Source organism: Amycolatopsis sp. NPDC006131, assembly GCF_040614175.1.
Taxonomy (GTDB): domain Bacteria; phylum Actinomycetota; class Actinomycetes; order Mycobacteriales; family Pseudonocardiaceae; genus Amycolatopsis_E; species Amycolatopsis_E tucumanensis.
The window spans coordinates 1-19,058 of the sequence record NZ_JBEXTX010000065.1 but is presented as its reverse complement, the minus strand read 5'-3'; the positions used below and the strand labels follow the sequence as shown (position 1 = coordinate 19,058).

Below are 19,058 nucleotides of genomic sequence, written 5' to 3'. Positions count from 1 at the left end.
TCTCCCTCAGGGCGCCACGAGCGGGTCGTAGGAGTCCGGGCGGCGGTCCCGGTAGAACTGCCAGAGGTTGCGCACCTCGGACAGCTTGTCCATGTCCAGGTCCCGCACCACGACCTCGTCCTCGGTGTCCGATGCGGCGTCGCCGACCAGCTCGCCGCGCGGGTCGACGAAGTAGGTCTGGCCGTAGAAGTCGTTGTCGCCCAGCGGTTCCACGCCGACCCGGTTGATCGCGCCGACGTAGTACTCGTTCGCCACGGCCGCGGCGGGCTGCTCCAGCCGCCACAGGTACTGCGACAGGCCGCGGCTGGTCGCCGACGGGTTGAACACGATCTTCGCCCCGGCCAGGCCCAGCGCGCGCCAGCCCTCCGGGAAGTGCCGGTCGTAGCAGATGTAGACACCGATGCGGCCGACCGCGGTGTCGAACACCGGGTAGCCGGTGTTGCCGGGCCGGAAGTAGAACTTCTCCCAGAAGCCCTTGACCTGCGGGATGTGGTTCTTCCGGTACTTGCCCAGGTACTTGCCGTCGGCGTCGATCACGGCCGCGGTGTTGTAGTAGACGCCCGCCTGCTCCTCCTCGTACATCGGCGCCACGATCACGATGCCGTGCCGCTCGGCGACCTCCTGCAGCAGCTTCGTCGTGGGGCCGTCCGGGATGCCCTCGGTGTAGGAGTAGTAGTCGGCGTCCTGCACCTGGCAGAAGTACGGACCGTAGAACAGTTCCTGCAGGCACACGACCTGCGCGCCCTGCGAGGCGGCGGTGCCGATCGCGTCGACCGCGCCGGCGATCATCGAGTCCTTGTCACCCGTCCACCGCTGCTGTACCAACGCGGCTCGGACCAGATTGCTCACGGGTTTCCTCCTTCGGTTGACGGTGCGCCCAGGACAGCGCGAGGTAGACGACGAAGGCGCCGGCCAGACCGGCGACCCAGCTGTAGTCGTAGACGGGCTTGAGGAACGGGATCAGCCCGTCGGCGGGGAACGGCCCCTGCGAACCCGGCGCGGTGTAGGCGCCGCCGACCGCGAGCACCCCGCCGACGGCCGTGGCCACCAGCGCGCGCCAGTTCCAGCCGGCGCGGAACCAGTACCGCCCGCCCTCGGCGTAGAGCCCGGCCAGGTCCAGGTTGGTGCGCTTGACCACCCAGTACCCGGCCACCAGCACCCCGGCGACCGCGCCGAGCACCCCGCCGTAGAAGCCCAGCCAGGCGAAGATGTAGATGTCGGGGTCGGAGTAGAGCTTCCACGGCATGATCACCACACCGATCACGCCGGTGATCAGGCCGCCGACGGCGAACGTGATCCGCTTGGGGAAGGCGTTGGAGAAGTCGTAGGACGGGCTGACCACGTTCGCCGCCAGGTTCGCCGAGATCGTGGCGAGCACCAGCGCGATCAGCGCCACCACCACCAGCGCCGGGCTGGAGAACCGGTCGGCCAGCTGCGCCGGGTCCCAGATCGCCTCGCCGTAGAGCACCTGGCCGCCGGAGGTGGTCAGGATCGCCACGATCGCGATGAACGTCATCGTGGTCGGCAGGCCGAGCACCTGGCCGCGGGCCTGTTTGCGCTGGCTGCCGCCGAAGCGGGTGAAGTCCGGCATGTTCAGCGACAGCGTCGACCAGAACGCGATCATCGCCATCAGCGACGGCGCGAAGATCTTCCAGAAGTCGGTGCCCCAGCCGAGCTTCGCCGGTTCGGACAGGATCGGGCCGAGGCCGCCCGCCTTGATCAGCACGTAGGCGAGCAGGATCAGGAACCCGACCGACACCAGCGGCGCGGTCCAGTTCTCGAACCGCCGCACCGCCTCCATCCCGCGCCAGATGATCAGCATCTGGACCACCCAGAAGATGCCGAACGACAGCCACAGCGTCCACGGCTGGCCGCCCACCTCGGCCGCGTTGCGCCAGCCGGAGCCGGTCAGCTTGCCGACCAGGATGTAGATCGCCTCGCCGCCGACCCAGGTCTGGATGCCGAACCAGCCGCACGCGATGAACGCCCGCAGCAGCGCGGCCAGGTTCGCTCCCCGTATCCCGTAGAAGGCGCGCGCGAACACCGGGAACGGGATTCCGTACTTGGTGCCTGCGTGGCTGTTGAGCAACATCGGGATCAGCACGATCAGGTTGCCCAGGGTGATCGTGATGAGCGCCTGGAGCCAGTTCATCCCCAGCGCGATCAACGACGCGGCGAGCGCGTAGCTGGGAATGTTGTGCGCCATTCCCATCCACAGGGCGAAATAGTTGTAGGTGCTCCAGGTGCGTTTTTCGACGGGCACCGGAGCGAGCTCGTCGTTGAAGAACCGGCTACCCCGGATCGGCGCGGTGTCGCTGAGATCCACCCGGCCGTCCGGTCGCGTGATCTGCGAGGTGGGTTCCATTGCGGAATCCTGCTCGTCCCCGCGGCGGGGGAGGCACTGTCAGAGTGTTCACCGTTGCCCGCGTCGGAACGCATTGTGTCGATTGCGCCCGGCGCGGGCCGGTGCATCACCCGGATGTGAAAGCCGGTTGTGACAGCCGGTCAACCTACGCGAAACACGGGCTCAGAATTCGAAGACCCCGCCGGACTCGGCGGCCGCGGCGCACTTGTTGCCGAAGGTGTGGGTGTAGACCACCGGCTTGCCGCGCCAGTGGCCCTTGGCGGTGGCCGTGGTCGGGCTGTAGATCATCGGGCACACCGTCGCCTCGCCGGGGATGCGCTCGATGTCGCCGTCCACAGTGGTCAGCGTGGCGCAGGCCTTGGTCTTGCCGGGGTGGCTGCCGCCCGCCGGGTGGCAGTCCAGGCTCACGGTGACGACCCGGCCCGCGCCGTCCTGCAGGGAGAGCATCAGGCTGGCCGCGGGGGTCTGGGCGGGCGGGGCGGCCAGGGCCAGCACCGACGCCGCGGCGGGGAGTAGGGCGGAAAAAGGCATATCGGGGCTATCGGCCGGTCCAGCCCGGATCTGTGTTACCGGTTCGGGTGATCGTCGGAAAGATCATGGGCCAGCAGCGCGAGGTAGAGCGACAGCATCGATTCAGGGTCTTCCAGCGGCACGCCGAGCACCTGCTCGATTCGCGCGAGCTGCTGGTAGTAGGCGGTGCGGGAGGTGTGCGCGGCCGCGGCCGCCGCGGACTTGTTGCCGCCGTGCTCGCAGTAGTGCCGCAGGGCCTGCACCAGCCGGGTGCCGGACGCCGCGTCCCGCGACAGCAGCGGGCCCAGCTCGCGCTCGGCGAAGGCCCGCACACGCTCGTCGTCGGCGAGCAGGTGCAGCAGGCCGCGCAACCGGACGTCCTGCAGCCGGTGCACCTCGCGGTCGGTGTCCGAGCGCAGCGCCGCCGCGGCGACGTGAGCGGCCTCGACCAGGCTGCGGCGGGCGTCGGCGGCGCTGTCCACGACCGTGCCGACCGCCAGCACCGTGGGCACCGACGTCGGCCGCGCCCGCAGCTCGGCGGACAGCCGCCGCAGCACCGCGTCGACGTTGGCCTGCGGCGACAGCGACAACAACGCGCGCACGCTGACGTCGTCGACGACCGCGACGAGCGCGGACACCTTCGCCCGGCGGGTGGCCAGGGAGACGGTCTCGGCGAGGTCCCGCAGCACGGTCGGCGCGGACGCCGCATGCCGTTGCGACGCGGTCATCCGGGGCCGGACCGCGACGCCCACCAGCCGCCCGGACAACGGCGAGCCCAGTGCGGCCGCACGCGCGAGCAGCTCGGTGGACGGGGCGGGCGAGGTCATCAGCTCGGCGAGCACGGCCCGGTGCGCCTGTCGCTCCAGGCTGTCCGCCTCGCGGGCGACCAGCCGGTGCACGGCGAGCGCGGACGCCGCCCGCTCGGCGACCACGACGTGCCGGTCCGGCGGCGGCTCGTCGCACACGACCACCAGCCGTCCCCAGTCGTGCCCGCGGGCGCCGACGACGGTGACCAGCCAGCCCGCGTCGGCGTGGTAGCCAGTCCGCTCGCCCAGGTGCACGGTGCGGGAGCGGGACGGCCAGCCGGTCAGCAGCTCGGCCGGATCGGTGCCCGCGGAGTCGTAGGCGAGCACCTCGTGGGCCAGGGTCTCCAAAACGACCGGCGACTCGGTCATGCGCGCGACCTCGCGCAGCACCTCGGCCGGCTCCGCGCCCGCGACGGTGAGCTGCGTGAACACCTGGTGCACGTGCTCGGCCGCGCGCAGCTCGGCGACCTGGGCGTCCACGATCAGCCCGTTCACCGCCTCGGTGACCGCGACGTACCGCGTCTCGCGGGACAGGGTGATCAACGGCAGCTCGTGCCGCGCGGCCGCGTCGACCAGCGCCCGCGGCAGCGCGTCGCTCCAGTGCCGGACCAGCTCGACCACCAGCCCGGCGACCCCGGCCTCGGCGAGCCCGTCCACGTACTTCGCCAGCTGCGCGGCGTCGTCCGGCAGCGCGATCCCGGTGGTCAGGACCAGCTCGCCGCCCTTGAGCAGGTGCCCGATGTCGGCGACCTCGGCGACGTGCACCCACCGCACCCGGGTGTCCAGCTTCTGCCCGCCGGCCACGACCTTCGGGCGGCCGTGCCGCAGCACCGGCAGGGCCAGCACGTCCGCGACCGTCGGGTACAAGCGCCACCACCTCCGCAGAAAGCAGACTGTACGGCCGATCGGGCCATTGGGTACATGTTGTGTGTGGTGGCCGGGCGCGGCGGCCACCGAGACTGGCGGGCATGAGCGAATCGGAGCTGCTGGCCCGGCACCGGGCGGTCCTGCCGAACTGGCTGGCCCTGTACTACGACGAGCCCCTGGAGATCGTGCGAGCGCAGGGGAGGCGGGTCACCGATTCCTCCGGAACCACCTATCTGGACTTCTTCGCCGGCATCCTCACCAACGCCATCGGCTACGACGTCGCCGAGATCTCCGACGCGATCCGCGCCCAGGTCGACTCCGGCGTCCTGCACACCTCGACGCTGTACCTGATCCGCAAGCAGGTCGAGCTCGCCGAGCAGATCGCGGAGCTGTCCGGCATCCCGGACGCGAAGGTGTTCTTCACCAACTCCGGCACCGAGGCCAACGAGACCGCGCTGATGCTCGCGACCCAGTACCGCCGCTCCAACCAGGTGCTCGCGATGCGCAACAGCTACCACGGCCGGGCGTTCGCCACGATCGGCATCACCGGCAACCGCGGCTGGTCGGCCAGCTCGCTCTCGCCCGTGAAGGTCTCCTACGTCCAGGGCGGCTACCGCTACCGGGATGCCTTCCGCAACCTGTCCGACGCCGACTACGTGCGTGCCTGCACCGACGACCTGCGGGACGTCCTGGAGACCACCACGTCGGGCGACGTGGCCGCGTTGATCGCCGAGCCCATCCAGGGCGTCGGCGGGTTCAACGTCCCGCCGGACGGGCTGTTCGCCGCCTTCAAGGAGGTCCTCGACGAGTACGGCATCCTGCTGATCTCCGACGAGGTCCAGACCGGCTGGGGCCGCACCGGCGAGCACTTCTGGGGCATCCAGGCGCACGGCGTCACACCGGACGCGATGACGTTCGCCAAGGGCCTCGGCAACGGGCTGGCGATCGGCGGCGTCGTGGCGCGCGGCGACCTGATGGACTCCATCACCGCGAACTCGATCTCGACCTTCGGCGGCAACCCGGTGTCCACCGCGGGTGCGAAGGCGACGCTGGACTACCTGCTCAGCCACGATCTCCAGGGCAACGCCGCGAAGCAGGGCGCGCGGCTGCTGACCGGGCTGCGCGACATCGCCGAGCGCTACGACGTCGTCGGCGACGTGCGCGGCAAGGGACTGATGATCGGCGTCGAGCTGGTCGAGCCGGACGGCGCGCCGAGCCCGGAGTCCGCACGGCTGGTGCTGGAGGAGACCCGTGCCCGTGGTCTGCTGGTCGGCAAGGGCGGGCTGCACGGCAACGTGATCCGGCTGGCGCCGCCGATGACCCTGACCGACGACGAGACCGGCGAGGCGCTCGAAATCCTGCGGGAGTCGATCGCCGCCGTGCAGGAGGCGCGGAAGTGACGCAGCGGATCAGCCACTGGATCGACGGCAAGAGCTGGGCTGGGGTCGCGGACCGGACCGGGGAGGTGTTCGACCCCGCCACCGGTGAAGTGCGCGCTCGCGTGGACTTCGCCGGTGGCGGGCAGGTGGACGAGGCCGTCGCGGCGGCCGCGCGCGCCTTCCCCGGCTGGCGGGACACCTCGCTCGCGGCCCGGTCGCGGGTGCTGTTCCGGTTCCGCGAGCTGCTCACCGAGCGCAAGGACGAGCTGGCGGCGATCATCACCGCCGAGCACGGCAAGGTCCTCTCGGACGCGGCCGGTGAGATCGCGCGCGCCATCGAGAACGTCGAGTACGCCTGCGGCGCGCCGCAGATGCTCAAGGGCGGGTTCAGCGAGAACGCCTCCACCGGGGTGGACGTGTACTCGATCGCGCAGCCGCTCGGCGTGGTCGGGGTGATTTCGCCGTTCAACTTCCCGGCGATGGTGCCGCTGTGGTTCGTGCCCAACGCGCTGGCCTGCGGCAACACGGTCGTGCTCAAGCCGAGCGAGAAGGACCCGTCGGCGTCGCTGTTCATCGCCGAGCTGTTCGCCGAAGCCGGGTTGCCGGACGGGGCGCTCAACGTGCTGCACGGGGACAAGGTGGCGGTCGACGGGCTGCTGACGCACCCGGTGGTGAAGGCGATCTCGTTCGTCGGCTCGACGCCGATCGCGCGGTACGTCTACGAGACCGCCACCGCGCACGGCAAGCGGGTGCAGGCGCTGGGCGGGGCGAAGAACCACATGGTCGTGCTGCCCGACGCCGACCTCGACCTGGCCGCGGACGCCGCCGTGTCGGCCGGGTTCGGGTCGGCGGGGGAGCGGTGCATGGCGGTGTCCGTGGTGGTCGCCGTCGACCCGGTCGGCGACGAGCTGGTGTCGAAGATCGCCTCGCGGATGGGTTCGCTGACGGTCGGCGACGGGCGGTCGCCGGACTCGGAGATGGGCCCCCTGGTGACCGCGGCGCACCGCGACCGGGTGCAGTCCTATGTGGAGGCCGGGGTGTCCGCGGGAGCGTCGCTCGTGGTGGACGGCCGGTCGGTTTCCGTGCCCGGCGGCGGGTTCTGGCTCGGGCCGACGCTGTTCGACCGGGTGCGCGCCGACATGTCGATCTACACGGACGAGATCTTCGGCCCGGTGCTGTCGGTCGTCCGCGCCGGCAGCTACGACGACGCGCTGGCGCTGGTGAACGCCAACGCCTACGGCAACGGAACAGCGATCTTCACCAACGACGGCCGCGCCGCGCGGCGGTTCCAGAACGAGGTCGAAGTCGGGATGGTCGGGCTCAACGTGCCCATCCCGGTGCCCGTCGGGTACTACTCGTTCGGCGGCTGGAAGGACTCCCTCTTCGGCGACAGCCACGCCTACGGGCCGGAGGGGTTCCACTTCTTCACCCGGACCAAGGTCGTCACGTCGCGCTGGCCGGACCCGTCGCAGGGCGGGGTGAACCTGGGCTTCCCGCGCAACTCCTGAGCGCCCGCTCACCGAGCTGGGACACGCCGCCCGCGCCTTCCGTAAACTCGTGGTGAGATACCCGCCGTAGGAGTTCGGAGGTGAGGCGTGCCCAGCTCGGAGGAGCGTCGCTTCGAGGTCCTGCGCGCCATCGTCGCGGACTACGTGTCCACCCACGAGCCGGTCGGCTCCAAGGCGCTCGTGGACCGGCACAGTCTCGGCGTGTCCAGCGCGACGGTGCGCAACGACATGGCGGTGCTGGAGGAGGAGGGGTACATCACCCAGCCCCACACCAGCGCCGGCCGCATTCCCACCGACAAGGGCTACCGGCTCTTCGTCGACAAGTTGTCCGAGGTCAAGCCGTTGAGCCCGGCCGAGCGGCGGGCCATCATCAGCTTCCTCGACGGGGCGCTGGACCTGGACGACGTCCTGCGCCGCTCGGTGCGGCTGCTCGCGCAGCTGACCAGGCAGGTCGCGGTCATCCAGTACCCGACGATGTCGAACTCGTCGCTGCGCCACCTGGAAGTGGTGCCGCTCACACCGGCGCGCCTGATGCTGGTGATCATCACCGACTCCGGGCGCGTCGACCAGCGCACCGTCGACCTCGGCGACGTGATGACCGAGGAGAACGTCGCCCGCATCCGCGAGATGCTCAACGCGGCGCTGGCCGGCCGCCGCCTCACCGACGCGGCCACCCGGGTCACCGAACTGCCCGACCAGGCGCCCGGCGAGCTGCGCGACGCCCTCGTGCGGATCTGCACGTTGCTGGTCGAGCACCTGGTGGAGCACCCCGAGGAACGGCTGGTCCTCGGCGGCACGGCGAACCTCACCCGCAGCGTCGCCGACTTCCCCGGGTCGCTGCGCCAGGTGCTCGAGGCGCTCGAAGAACAGGTCGTGGTGCTCAAGCTGCTCGCCGCGGCGCGCAACCCCGGTGCGGTCACCGTTCGCATCGGTGAAGAGAATGAAGACGAGCAGATGCGCAGCACCTCGGTCGTGTCGATCGGTTACGGCAAGAACGACATGCTGCTCGGCGGTATGGGTGTGGTCGGTCCGACCCGGATGGACTACCCCGGCACGATCGCCGCGGTGCGCGCGGTGGCCAACTACGTGGGGCAGATCCTGGCTGGCGGCTAGCCAGGGCGATGCTTGTCTAGGAGGACGGTTCAGAAGGTGGCCAGGGACTACTACGGCATCCTCGGGGTGCCCAAGAACGCGAGTGATCAGGAGATCAAGCGCGCCTACCGCAAGCTCGCCCGCGAGCTGCACCCCGACGTCAACCCGTCCGAGGACGCCCAGCACAAGTTCAGCGAGGTCACCACGGCGTACGAGGTCCTGTCGGACCCGCAGAAGCGCAAGATCGTGGACCTCGGCGGCGATCCGCTGGACAACGGGGCCCGCGCCGGTGGTGGCGGCGGCGACCCGTTCGGCGGGTTCGGCGGTCTCGGCGACATCATGGACGCCTTCTTCGGCGCGGCCACCGGCGGCGGCCGCGGGCGCGGTCCGCGCAGCCGCGTCCAGCCCGGCTCGGACGCGCTGATCCGGATCAGCCTCAGCCTCGAAGAGTGCGCGACCGGGGTCGACAAGGAGATCACCGTCGACACCGCGGTGCTGTGCGACCAGTGCCACGGCAACGGCACCGCCCCCGGCGGCACCGTCAAGACCTGCGACACGTGTGGCGGGCAGGGTGAGATTCAGTCCGTGCAGCGGTCCTTCCTCGGCCAGGTCGTCACCTCGCGGCCGTGCCCGGTGTGCCGCGGCTTCGGCGAGGTCATCACCGACCCGTGCCGCCAGTGCGGTGGCGACGGCCGGGTGCGCGCCCGCCGTTCGGTGACCGCGAAGATCCCGGCCGGCGTCGGCGACGGGATGCGGATCCGGCTGTCGGCCCAGGGCGAGGTCGGTCCCGGTGGCGGCCCGGCCGGCGACCTCTACATCGAGGTCGACGAGGAGCCGCACGAGGTGTTCGTGCGCGAGGGCCACGACCTGCACTGCAACCTGCGGATCCCGATGACGGCGGCCGCGCTGGGCGCCACGGTGCCGCTGGAGACCCTGATCGACGGCGAGTACGAGCTGTCGGTGGACCCGGGCACCCAGTCGGGCACCGAGCTGGTGCTGGCGGGGATGGGCATGCCGCGGCTGCGCTCGTCCGGGCGGGTCGACGGGCGGGGTGACCTGCACGTCCACGTGGACGTCGCGGTGCCGACCAAGATTGACGAAGCCCAGCGCGAGCTGTTGCAGCAGCTGGCCCAGCTGCGCGGCGAGGAGGCCGGGGTGACGTCCAACGGGCGGCACCAGGGCGGGCTGTTCTCGAAGCTGCGCGCCAAGAGCCACAAGTAATGCCCTCCACCACGCCGCCGGTGTTCCTGGTCGAGGAGCTGCCGGCGGGTTCGCGGTTCGCGTTGTCCGGAGAGGAGGCCCGCCACGCGGCGACCGTGCGGCGCATGCGCGCGGGGGAGCGGCTGGTCGCCTCCGACGGCCGGGGTTCCGCCGCGGAGTGCGTGATCGCGGAGGTCCGGCCGGGCCGTGAACCGGTGCTGGACCTGGAGGTGTCCCGGCGGTGGACGGAGGCCGCGCCCGCGCTGCGGGTCGTGGTGGCGCAGGCGCTGGCCAAGGGCGACCGCGGCGAGCTGGCCGTGGAGCTGGCGACGGAGGCCGGCGCGGACGAGATCCTGCCGTGGCGGGCCGAGCGCAGTGTGGTGCGCTGGGAGGAGGGCCCGCGCGGGGCGAAGGCGCTGGCCCGCTGGCAGAACACCGCCCGCGCGGCGGCCAAGCAGGCCCGGCGGGCGTGGGTGCCGCCGGTGCGCGAGCCGGTGAGCACGGCCGAGCTGGCGGCGGTGGCGGCCAACGCGGCGTGCGCGGTGGTGCTGGAGGGCAGTGCTTCGCGGCGGCTGACCGAGCTGTCGTTGCCCGCCGCCGGTGATCTGCTGCTGGTGGTCGGCCCGGAGGGCGGCATCACCGACGGCGAGGTGGACGCCCTGACGTCGGCGGGTGCGATCGGGGTCCGGCTGGGACCGACGGTGCTGCGCACGTCCACCGCGGCCGCGGTGGCCCTGGGCGCACTCGGCGCGATGACTTCCCGCTGGGCCTGACCGTCACGCGCTGTCGTCGCCGGACCGGGCGAACCGTGGAACCGGTCACCTCGGCGGAACATCACGGAAACCGCACCGCAAGCGGCTCAACGGCTGATTCGCGTACTGCCCGTCTTCGAAACCTGGAAAAAAATTGGGTGTCGACTGTGGCGCGCCGGGCATCGCACCCATTACCCTGACCCACACGACACCTGGGGTCGCCCCCGGGTGCCCAAAGCCCCGCCGGACACCTCCCCCCTCGGTCCGGCGGAGCCGCGGAGGCGGTGGAGCGACCCCCAGGCTCCACCGCCCCGCGGCATCTACCGCGAGTCGCGACTTCCCTTGCGCCACCGCGCTTCCCGCACGCGATAGGGTTCGCCGCATGAGTGATGCCGAGACGCTCTTCGAGCGGATCATCGCCGGTGAGATCCCGAGCGAGAAGGTGTACGAAACTGAAACGACATTCGCGTTTCGGGATATCCAGCCGCAGGCTCGCGTGCACGTGCTCGTGGTGCCGAAGAAGCGTTACCGGAATGTCGCCGAGCTGGCCGCGGCCGATCCGCAACTGCTCTCCGACGTGCTGACGACCGCCGCGAAGGTCGCCGAACTCGAGGGCATCGCCGAGTCCGGCTACCGAGTGGTCTTCAACACGGACAGTGACGCCGGTCAGACCGTCTTCCACGTGCACGCGCACGTCCTCGGCGGAGAACAGCTCGGGTTCTTCGGGCGAGTCGCGAAGTAACCGACTGCGCGCGCCCCGCCCGGCCCGCTAGCATCGATGGGGTAAGCAGGAAGAGAGCAGCGGAAACGCAGAAGGCAGGCCCGAGGACACTTGGCCGGAACCGCACAGGGTGGAGCCGCCCGATCGGACGTTCCCGAGAGCGCCGGGGACGTCACTGAGACCACCGGAACCGCACGGAGCACGCGCAGCGCCCAGTCCCGGTTCCCCATTCCGGACGGCGCGGTGCTGACGCTGCTCGGATCCCGCGACGAGAACCTGCGGGTGGCCGAGGAACTGCTGGCCGCCGACGTCCACGTCCGGGGCAACGAGGTCACCCTCACCGGGGAGCCCGCGGACGTCGCGTTCGGCGAGCGCGTGTTCGCCGAACTGGTCGCGCTGGCCGGGCGCGGCCAGCAGGTCGGCCCGGACACCGTCCGCCGCACCGTCGGCATGCTGTCGGCAGGCGGCGCTGAGTCGCCGGCCGAAGTGCTCAGCATGGACATCCTGTCCAGGCGCGGCCGCACCATCCGACCCAAGACGCTGAACCAGAAGCGCTACGTCGACGCCATCGACAAGCACACGATCGTGTTCGGGGTCGGCCCGGCCGGCACCGGCAAGACCTACCTGGCGATGGCGAAGGCCGTGCAGGCGCTGCAGGCCAAGGCGATCACCCGGATCATCCTCACCCGCCCCGCGGTCGAGGCCGGGGAGCGGCTCGGCTTCCTGCCGGGCACGCTGTCCGAGAAGATCGACCCGTACCTGCGGCCGCTGTACGACGCGCTGCACGACATGGTCGACCCGGACTCGATCCCGCGCCTGATCCAGGCTGGCACGATCGAGATTGCGCCGCTGGCCTACATGCGCGGCCGCACCCTCAACGACGCGTTCATCATCCTCGACGAGGCGCAGAACACCACGCCCGAGCAGATGAAGATGTTCCTCACCCGGCTCGGCTTCGGCTCGAAGATCGTGGTGACCGGCGACATCACGCAGGTCGACCTGCCGAGCGGGCAGAAGTCGGGCCTGCGAGTGGTGCGTGAGATCCTGGAAGGCGTGGAAGACTTGCATTTCGCCACGCTGACCAGCTCCGACGTGGTGCGCCACCGGCTGGTCGGGGACATCGTGGACGCCTACGAGAAGTGGCAGGCCGAGCAGGACGCCGAGCGCGGCACCGGCACCGGGAACGGCTGGCGGGGCCGGCACTGAGCATGACCATCGAGATCGCGAACGAGTCCGGCGTCGCGGTGGACGAGACGTCGATCGTCTCGGCCGCGCGCTTCGCGCTGGACCGCATGGAGGTCAGCCCGCTCGCCGAGCTGTCGGTGGTGCTGGTGACCCTGGACGTCATGTCCGACCTGCACGAGCGGTGGATGGACCTGCCCGGTCCCACCGACGTCATGGCCTTCCCGATGGACGAGCTGGACGCCGCCCGCCGCCCCGACGCAGGTGACCCGTCACCTGCGCTGCTCGGCGACATCGTGCTGTGCCCGGCCTTCGCCAGGGACCAGGCCCGCACCGCCGGTCACTCGCTGCTCGACGAGCTGCACCTGCTGACCGTGCACGGCGTGCTGCACCTGCTCGGCTACGACCACGCCGAGCCCGCCGAGGAACGCGAGATGTTCGGGCTGCAGAAGCGGATCCTCGCCGACTTCCAGGCCGCCGTCGCCGAGGCGAGGCGCCGCGACGCGCAGCGCACGGCCGACGACCGGCTGCTGGGGGCAGCGGGCCTGGACGGCCCCGCCGACGCCGAAAGCTGAGGCTGCCGGAGATGGCGAGTTCGGCCGCTCTCCTGGTGATCGCCGTGGTGCTGGTGCTGCTCGGCGCGGTGCTGGCGGCCGCGGACGCGGCCGTGAGCACCGTGTCCAAGGCCCGCGCGGAGGGGCTGGTCCGGATGGGCCGGCCCGGCGCCCGCCAGCTGGCCATGGTGATCGACGAGCGGCGCAGGCACATCAACCTGCTGGTGCTGCTGCGGCTGGGCTGCGAGCTGACCGCGACGGTCCTGGTCACCGTCGTGTTCCTGCGGTGGATCAAGCCGGAAGCGCTGGCGCTGGTGGTGGCCGCGCTGGTCATGGTGCTGGTCAGCTACGTCCTCATCGGCGTCGGGCCGCGCACCATCGGCCGCCAGTACCCGTACCGCGTCGGCACGGTCATCGCCTGGCCGGTGCGGGTCCTCGGGTCGATCCTCGGGCCGCTGTCCCGGCTGCTGATCATCCTCGGCAACGCGATCACCCCCGGCCAGGGCTTCCGCGAAGGCCCGTTCACCACGGAAATCGAGCTGCGCGAGCTGGTCGACCTTGCCGAGGAACGCGGTGTGGTTGAGCCGGGCGAGCGGCAGATGATCCACTCGGTGTTCGAGCTCGGCGACACGGTGGCGCGCGAGGTGATGGTGCCGCGCACCGAGATCATCTGGATCGAGCAGACCAAGAGCGTCCGGCAGGCGCTCGCGCTGTCGTTGCGCACCGGGTACACGCGGCTGCCGGTGATCGGCGAGTCGGTGGACGACATCGTCGGCGTGGTCAACATCAAGGACCTGGTCCGGGCGCAGCTGGAGGGCGGCGAGGCCAAGCCGGTGTCGGACCTGATGTACCCGGCCAGCTTCGTGCCCGACTCCAAGCGCCTGGACGACCTGCTGCGGGAGATGCAGGTGTCGCACAACCACCTGGCGATCGCGGTCGACGAGTACGGCGGCACCGCCGGCCTGCTGACCATCGAGGACATCCTGGAGGAGATCGTCGGCGAGATCACCGACGAGTCCGACCTGGAGGAACGGCCGCCGGTCGAGCACCTCGACGACCGCACGGTCCGGGTGTCCGCGCGGCTCGGCGTCGGCGACCTCGGCGAGCTGTTCGGATTGGAACTGGAGGACCACGACGTGGAAACGGTCGGCGGTCTGCTCGCCCAGCGGCTCGGGCGCGTGCCGCTGCCCGGCGCCGAGGCCGAAGTGGACGGCCTGCGGCTGCACGCCGAGGGCGGCAAGGACCGCCGCGGCCGGATGCGGATCACGACCGTGGTGGTGCAGGCGGAGAGCGACGAGCTGGCCGGACGTAGGGTGCGTACCGGGAACGGTGACCACGACGAGGCCGACAGGAGTGTGGACCATGCCTGACCTGGACCCGGAGGACGAGAAGATCGTCATCCTCGCCCGATCCGCGCGGGCGCGGAACTCCGCCGCCGAGGGCGCCGCGGTGCGCGACACCGACGGCCGCACCTACGCGGCCACCACGGTCGACCTGCCCTCGTTCAAGATCACCGCGTTGCAGGCGGCGGTCGCGGCGGCGGTGTCCAGCGGGGCGGAAGGCCTGGAGGCGGCCGCGGTCGTCACGGCCGAGCCGTTCGTGGCCGAAGCGTCCGTGCAGGCGGTGCGCGATCTGGCGAAGACGGCGACGATCCTGCGGGCCGATCCGTCCGGGACAGTGCAGGAAGTCCTGTGACCCACCGCTCCGGTTTCGCCTGCTTCGTCGGCCGTCCCAACGCCGGCAAGTCCACCCTGACCAACGCGCTGGTCGGCACCAAGGTCGCGATCACCTCGAGCAAGCCGCAGACCACCCGGCACGCCATCCGCGGCATCGTCCACCGCGACGACGCCCAGCTGGTCATCGTGGACACGCCCGGCGTGCACAAGCCGCGGACCCTGCTCGGGCAGCGGCTCAACGACGTCGTGCGCGAGACGTGGTCCGAAGTGGACGTCGTCGGGTTCTGCGTGCCCGCCGACGAGAAGGTCGGCCCCGGCGACCGCTACATCGCGAGCGAGCTGCGCAAGGTCGCCAAGCGCACGCCGGTCATCGGGATCGTCACCAAGACCGACGTCGCCAAGCCGGAGCAGATCGCCGAGCAGCTGCTGGCGCTGCAGGACGTGCTGGACTTCGAAGAGCTGATCCCGGTGTCCGCCGTGGACGGTTTCCAGGTGAAGCAGCTGGAGGACCTGCTGGTCGCGCGGCTGCCGGAGGGTCCGCAGCTCTACCCGGACGGCGACCTGACCGACGAGCCGGAGCAGACGCTCGTGGCGGAGCTGATCCGTGAGGCGGCGCTGGAGGGCGTGCGCGACGAGCTGCCGCACTCCATCGCGGTGACCGTCGAGGAGATGCTGCCGCGCGAGGACAAGCGGGACCTGCTCGACATCTACGCCACGGTGTACGTCGAGCGGCCCAGCCAGAAGGGCATCATCCTGGGCCACCAGGGCGAGCGGATGAAGGCCGTCGGGGCGCAGGCGCGGCAGCAGATCCAGAAGCTGCTGGGCACGAAGGTCTACCTCAACCTGCACGTGAAGGTCGCCAAGGACTGGCAGCGCGACCCGAAGCAGTTGCGCCGCCTGGGTTTCTGACGGTTCCGCCTGCCCTCGGAGGGCCACCGGGTACGCTGCCGCCCGACGTGATCCACTCCGAGGGGGAAATCCAGTGACCAATCCCTATGGGCAGCCGCCGGGGCAGCAGCCCTACGGGCAGTACCCGCAGCCCTACGGCCAGCCGTCCGGCGGGTTCCAGCAGCCGTACCCGCAGCCCGGCTACCCGGCGTACGGGCCGCCGCAGGGCTATCCCGGCCAGCCGCCATACGGCCGGCCCCAGTACGGCGCCATCCCGCCGATGCCGGGCCAGGCGCACATCGTCGTGCCGGGGTCGCAGATCCAGTTCCGGCACACGCCGCCGCTGGTGCTGGCGACGATGGGCAGCCGCTTCCTCGCCCGGCTCGTGGACGGGCTGATCATCGGCGTGCCGCTGACGATCCTCGTGCTGATCCTGCAGCTCGCCGTGCTCGCCGGCGACCCGAGCACGTGGTGGATCTTCCTCCTGTTCCTGCCGCTCACCTCGCTGTCGGTGCTGGTCTACGAGGGCGCGATGCTCGCCACGCGTGGCGCGACGGTCGGCAAGAACGTGGCGGGCATCCGGATCGTCACCGAGCAGTCGGCGGGACAGCCGGGCGCGGGGATCGGCGGCGGGCCCGCGTTCACCCGGCTGGCCACGATGGTGCTGCCGGGCCTGATCCCGTGCGTCGGCGGTCTGGTCGAGCTGCTGGTGGTGCTGTCGCCGTTCTTCGACGAGCAGGCGCGCCAGGGCTGGCACGACAAGGCCGCGAAGACTTACGCGATCTCGACGAAGGCGCTGTACTGAGGTCATGGGCGAACGGTCGTGGCGGAGCGTGCGGGTCACGCCCGCCGTGGCCGCCGCCGGTCTCGCGGCCGGGGTGGCGCTGGGCACGGGCGTGCTCCGGATCCCGTGCTGGTTCCACGCGCTGACCGGTCTGGACTGCCCGTTCTGCGGCGGCAGCCGGGCGCTGGGCGCGTTGTTGCGCGGTGACGTGGTCGCGGCCCTGTCGTACAACGCGTTCGCGCTGGTGGTGCTCCTCCCGCTGGCGGTGGCCACGCTGGTCGCGGCGGTCCGGTGGGAGGCCGGGCTGGCGGGCAGGTGGTGGCCGCCCGGAGCGCGGGGACGGTGGCTCACGCTGGCCGTCGCCGGTGCCGCGCTCGTGTGGTGGGCAGGGCGGAACCTGCCGTTCGCGCCGTTCACCGGGTTGTCCGCGTACGCGTGAGACCATGGGGACGTGAGTCTTTATCGCGACACCGGCGTGGTGCTGCGGGTCCACAAGCTGGGTGAGGCGGACCGCATCATCACCTTCCTCACGCGGCGGTACGGCAAGGTCCGGGCCGTCGCGAAGGGGGTGCGCCGCACGACGTCGCGGTTCGGGGCGCGGCTGGAGCCGTTCGGGCACGTCGACGTGCAGTTCTACACCGGGCGCACCCTGGACGTGATCACGCAGGTCCAGACGGTCGACGCGTTCGCGTTGCCGCTGGTGGGCGACTACCAGCGCTACACGGCGGCCAGCGCGATCGCCGAGACCGCCGACCGGCTCACCGTCGAGGAGGGCGAGCCGGCGATGCGGCTGTACCTGCTGGTCGTGGGGGCGTTGCGGGCGCTGGCCGACGGTCAGCGGGACGCCTCGCTGGTGCTGGACGCGTTCCTGCTGCGGGCGATGGCGTTCGCGGGCTGGGCGCCGGCGATCACCGAGTGCGCGCGGTGTGGCCTGCCCGGCCCGCACACCGCGTTCAACGTGCAGGCGGGCGGCCTGCTGTGCGGCAACTGCCGGGTGCCGGGGTCGGTGCACCCGGCGCCCGAGGTGCTGGTGCTGCTGGAGTCGCTCCTGCACGGCGACTGGGACGTCGCGGAGGCCTCGGTCGCCGGGACCAGGCGGGACGCCAGCGGCATCGTGGCCGCTCACCTGCAGTGGCACCTGGAGCGGCAGCTGAAGTCGTTGCCGCTCGTCGAGAGGCGTGCCAGGGAGCTCCAGCCGGGCAAGTAGGGTCGGAAGCCGCAACCCGAGGCAGTGGGAGGATCAGGTGCGGCTCAAGGCACGTGCGGCGCGTTCGGCGGCAGTGGAACTGCGGGCCCCGGACCCGCACCCGTCCGGTGCGAAGCCGCCGGCGATCCCCGCCGAGCTGGTGCCGAACCACGTCGCACTGGTCATGGACGGCAACGGCCGCTGGGCCAACCAGCGCGGCCTGCCGCGGATCGAGGGGCACAAGCGCGGCGAGGCCGTGATGATCGACGTCGCCAGCGGGGCCGTCGAGCTGGGCGTCAAGTGGCTGTCGGTGTACGCGTTCTCGACGGAGAACTGGAAGCGCAGCCCCGACGAGGTGCGGTTCCTGATGGGCTTCAACCGGGACACCATCCGCCGCCAGGTCGACTACCTGGGTTCGATCGGCGTGCGGATCCGGTGGGCCGGGCGCGCGCCGCGGCTGTGGCGCAGCGTCATCAAGGAGCTGCAGGCGGCCGAGGAGAAGACCAAGCACAACACGTTGCTGAACATGACGATGTGCGTGAACTACGGCGGGCGCGCGGAGATCGCCGACGCGGCCCGCCAGGTGGCGCGGCTGGCCGCCGAGGGCAAGATCAACCCGGACAAGGTGGACGAGCGGATGCTCGCGAAGTACATGTACCAGCCGGAGATGCCGGACGTGGACCTGTTCCTGCGGCCCTCCGGCGAGCTGCGGACGTCGAACTTCATGCTCTGGCAGTCGGCCTACGCCGAGTTCGTGTTCCAGGACACGCTGTTCCCGGACTTCGACCGGCGCCAGCTGTGGGCGGCGTGCGAGGAGTACGCGCGCCGGGACCGCCGGTTCGGTGCCGCGGTGGACGCGGCGAAGGGGGCGTCGTGAACACGGAGGCGGCGGACACCGCGGAGCTGCTCAGCCGGGCCAGGGAGGCGCTGGAGACGTACCTGGAGGTCCACGTCGACGACGACGGCGCGTTGACGTTCTCCCACAACGGCGTGCCGTGCGTGGTCCAGTCGACGCAGCTCGCCGAGGGCCTCACGGTGCTCAGCCTCACCTGCGTGGTCGGCTGGGACCTGCCCGACGACCCGGCCTTCGCGGCGAAGGCGGCCGAACGCGCCGGGCAGGGCCTGTTCGGCACGCTGGGGGTGCAGCACGCGGAGCGTGGGCTGGACCTGACGCTCCGGTACGCGTTCCCCGCGCAGGGGCTGGAGATCTCCGCACTGGGAACCCTGTTGATGCTGGTGGTCTCGACGGCTTCGCAGCTGCGCGCCGAGCTGACGTAGGCCTCGGCTGCGTGGTTGCGCGGCTGCGTGGTTGCGCGGCTGGGCGGTGTGCAGTAGCGCAGCCCAGCCAGCCCTTTCACCGGTCCGGGTTCCACCCCTGCAGTGCTCAAAGCCCGCAGTCCCAGGCTGCGGCGCTCCACCGCCCGAACCCCGACCGCGCTTCCCCCACCCTGCGTTCGCGCCATCCGCGTGCCAACCCCGGGCGGCCGGCCACCCGGCGGTCCCACGGTCGGGCCTTCCCGCCACCCGGCGGTCCCGCGCCCGGCGGTCCCGCCACCCGGTGTTCCCGCGCCCGGCGGTCCTGCCGCCC

At 71.3% G+C, this 19,058-nt stretch carries 20 protein-coding genes; 16 read left to right on the top strand and 4 right to left on the bottom strand.

Annotated features, from left to right (window positions below; genetic code table 11):
* Positions 1-6: 6 nt before the first annotated feature.
* The 4 genes from ABZ215_RS28045 to ABZ215_RS28030 form a co-directional block, all read right to left on the bottom strand.
* The gene (locus ABZ215_RS28045; RefSeq protein ID WP_237337307.1) at positions 7-849 is read right to left on the bottom strand and encodes a nitrilase-related carbon-nitrogen hydrolase; all 843 of its coding nucleotides are present in this window, start codon (positions 847-849) and stop codon (positions 7-9) included.
* Entirely contained in the window at positions 800-2,365 is a 1,566-nt protein-coding gene (locus tag ABZ215_RS28040; RefSeq protein ID WP_354952828.1) for an NCS1 family nucleobase:cation symporter-1, read from the bottom strand. Before ABZ215_RS28040 ends, ABZ215_RS28045 begins: the two co-directional genes overlap by 50 nt.
* A gap of 162 nt (positions 2,366-2,527) precedes the next feature.
* Positions 2,528-2,896, bottom strand: a complete 369-nt coding sequence (locus ABZ215_RS28035) for an SSI family serine proteinase inhibitor (RefSeq protein ID WP_017981223.1) — start codon at positions 2,894-2,896, stop codon at positions 2,528-2,530.
* A gap of 35 nt (positions 2,897-2,931) precedes the next feature.
* A complete protein-coding gene (locus ABZ215_RS28030) occupies positions 2,932-4,548 on the bottom strand; it encodes a PucR family transcriptional regulator ligand-binding domain-containing protein (RefSeq protein ID WP_354708659.1) in 1,617 nt (538 codons plus the stop codon).
* Positions 4,549-4,649: 101 nt separating this feature from the next.
* On the opposite strand from ABZ215_RS28030, the gene ABZ215_RS28025 reads away from it, so the two are divergent.
* The 16 genes from ABZ215_RS28025 to ABZ215_RS27950 all read left to right on the top strand — a co-directional run bounded on the left by ABZ215_RS28025 (position 4,650) and on the right by ABZ215_RS27950 (position 18,748).
* Complete coding sequence (locus ABZ215_RS28025) at positions 4,650-5,948, top strand: aspartate aminotransferase family protein (RefSeq protein ID WP_354952826.1); 1,299 nt, start codon at positions 4,650-4,652, stop codon at positions 5,946-5,948.
* The gene (locus ABZ215_RS28020; RefSeq protein ID WP_354952824.1) at positions 5,945-7,435 is read left to right on the top strand and encodes a CoA-acylating methylmalonate-semialdehyde dehydrogenase; all 1,491 of its coding nucleotides are present in this window, start codon (positions 5,945-5,947) and stop codon (positions 7,433-7,435) included. The genes ABZ215_RS28025 and ABZ215_RS28020 overlap by 4 nt, the downstream gene beginning before the upstream one ends.
* 87 nt (positions 7,436-7,522) lie before the next feature.
* Positions 7,523-8,548 carry a heat-inducible transcriptional repressor HrcA gene (hrcA, locus tag ABZ215_RS28015; RefSeq protein WP_017981227.1) on the top strand — a complete coding sequence of 342 codons (1,026 nt, stop codon included), beginning with the start codon at positions 7,523-7,525 and terminating at the stop codon, positions 8,546-8,548.
* Between the two features lie 36 nt (positions 8,549-8,584).
* Positions 8,585-9,748 (top strand): molecular chaperone DnaJ, encoded by a 1,164-nt coding sequence (dnaJ, locus tag ABZ215_RS28010; RefSeq protein ID WP_020416603.1) that lies wholly within the window; start codon positions 8,585-8,587, stop codon positions 9,746-9,748.
* Positions 9,748-10,500, top strand: a complete 753-nt coding sequence (locus ABZ215_RS28005) for a 16S rRNA (uracil(1498)-N(3))-methyltransferase (RefSeq protein WP_237337304.1) — start codon at positions 9,748-9,750, stop codon at positions 10,498-10,500. Before dnaJ ends, ABZ215_RS28005 begins: the two co-directional genes overlap by 1 nt.
* A gap of 361 nt (positions 10,501-10,861) precedes the next feature.
* Positions 10,862-11,221 (top strand): histidine triad nucleotide-binding protein, encoded by a 360-nt coding sequence (locus tag ABZ215_RS28000; protein ID WP_020416605.1) that lies wholly within the window; start codon positions 10,862-10,864, stop codon positions 11,219-11,221.
* 90 nt (positions 11,222-11,311) lie between these two features.
* The gene (locus ABZ215_RS27995) at positions 11,312-12,406 is read left to right on the top strand and encodes a PhoH family protein (RefSeq protein ID WP_027935652.1); all 1,095 of its coding nucleotides are present in this window, start codon (positions 11,312-11,314) and stop codon (positions 12,404-12,406) included.
* A 2-nt stretch (positions 12,407-12,408) separates the two neighbouring features.
* Positions 12,409-12,957 carry an rRNA maturation RNase YbeY gene (gene ybeY / locus ABZ215_RS27990; RefSeq protein WP_017981232.1) on the top strand — a complete coding sequence of 183 codons (549 nt, stop codon included), beginning with the start codon at positions 12,409-12,411 and terminating at the stop codon, positions 12,955-12,957.
* 11 nt (positions 12,958-12,968) lie between these two features.
* Entirely contained in the window at positions 12,969-14,306 is a 1,338-nt protein-coding gene (locus tag ABZ215_RS27985; protein ID WP_354952822.1) for a hemolysin family protein, read from the top strand.
* On the top strand, positions 14,299-14,631 hold the full coding sequence (locus ABZ215_RS27980; protein ID WP_354708651.1) for a cytidine deaminase: 333 nt from the start codon (positions 14,299-14,301) through the stop codon (positions 14,629-14,631). The genes ABZ215_RS27985 and ABZ215_RS27980 overlap by 8 nt, the downstream gene beginning before the upstream one ends.
* Entirely contained in the window at positions 14,628-15,521 is an 894-nt protein-coding gene (era, locus tag ABZ215_RS27975; protein WP_020416609.1) for a GTPase Era, read from the top strand. Before ABZ215_RS27980 ends, era begins: the two co-directional genes overlap by 4 nt.
* 73 nt (positions 15,522-15,594) lie before the next feature.
* Positions 15,595-16,305 carry an RDD family protein gene (locus tag ABZ215_RS27970; protein WP_354952820.1) on the top strand — a complete coding sequence of 237 codons (711 nt, stop codon included), beginning with the start codon at positions 15,595-15,597 and terminating at the stop codon, positions 16,303-16,305.
* A 4-nt stretch (positions 16,306-16,309) separates the two neighbouring features.
* Positions 16,310-16,723, top strand: coding sequence for a DUF2752 domain-containing protein (locus ABZ215_RS27965; protein WP_354952818.1), 414 nt, complete (start codon positions 16,310-16,312; stop codon positions 16,721-16,723).
* 12 nt (positions 16,724-16,735) lie between these two features.
* Complete coding sequence (gene recO, locus ABZ215_RS27960; protein WP_039791214.1) at positions 16,736-17,491, top strand: DNA repair protein RecO; 756 nt, start codon at positions 16,736-16,738, stop codon at positions 17,489-17,491.
* A gap of 37 nt (positions 17,492-17,528) precedes the next feature.
* Positions 17,529-18,347: an isoprenyl transferase gene (locus tag ABZ215_RS27955; RefSeq protein WP_020416613.1), complete on the top strand. Its 819-nt coding sequence runs from the start codon at positions 17,529-17,531 to the stop codon at positions 18,345-18,347.
* A complete protein-coding gene (locus tag ABZ215_RS27950) occupies positions 18,344-18,748 on the top strand; it encodes a hypothetical protein (protein ID WP_354952816.1) in 405 nt (134 codons plus the stop codon). The genes ABZ215_RS27955 and ABZ215_RS27950 overlap by 4 nt, the downstream gene beginning before the upstream one ends.
* Positions 18,749-19,058: the final 310 nt, after the last annotated feature.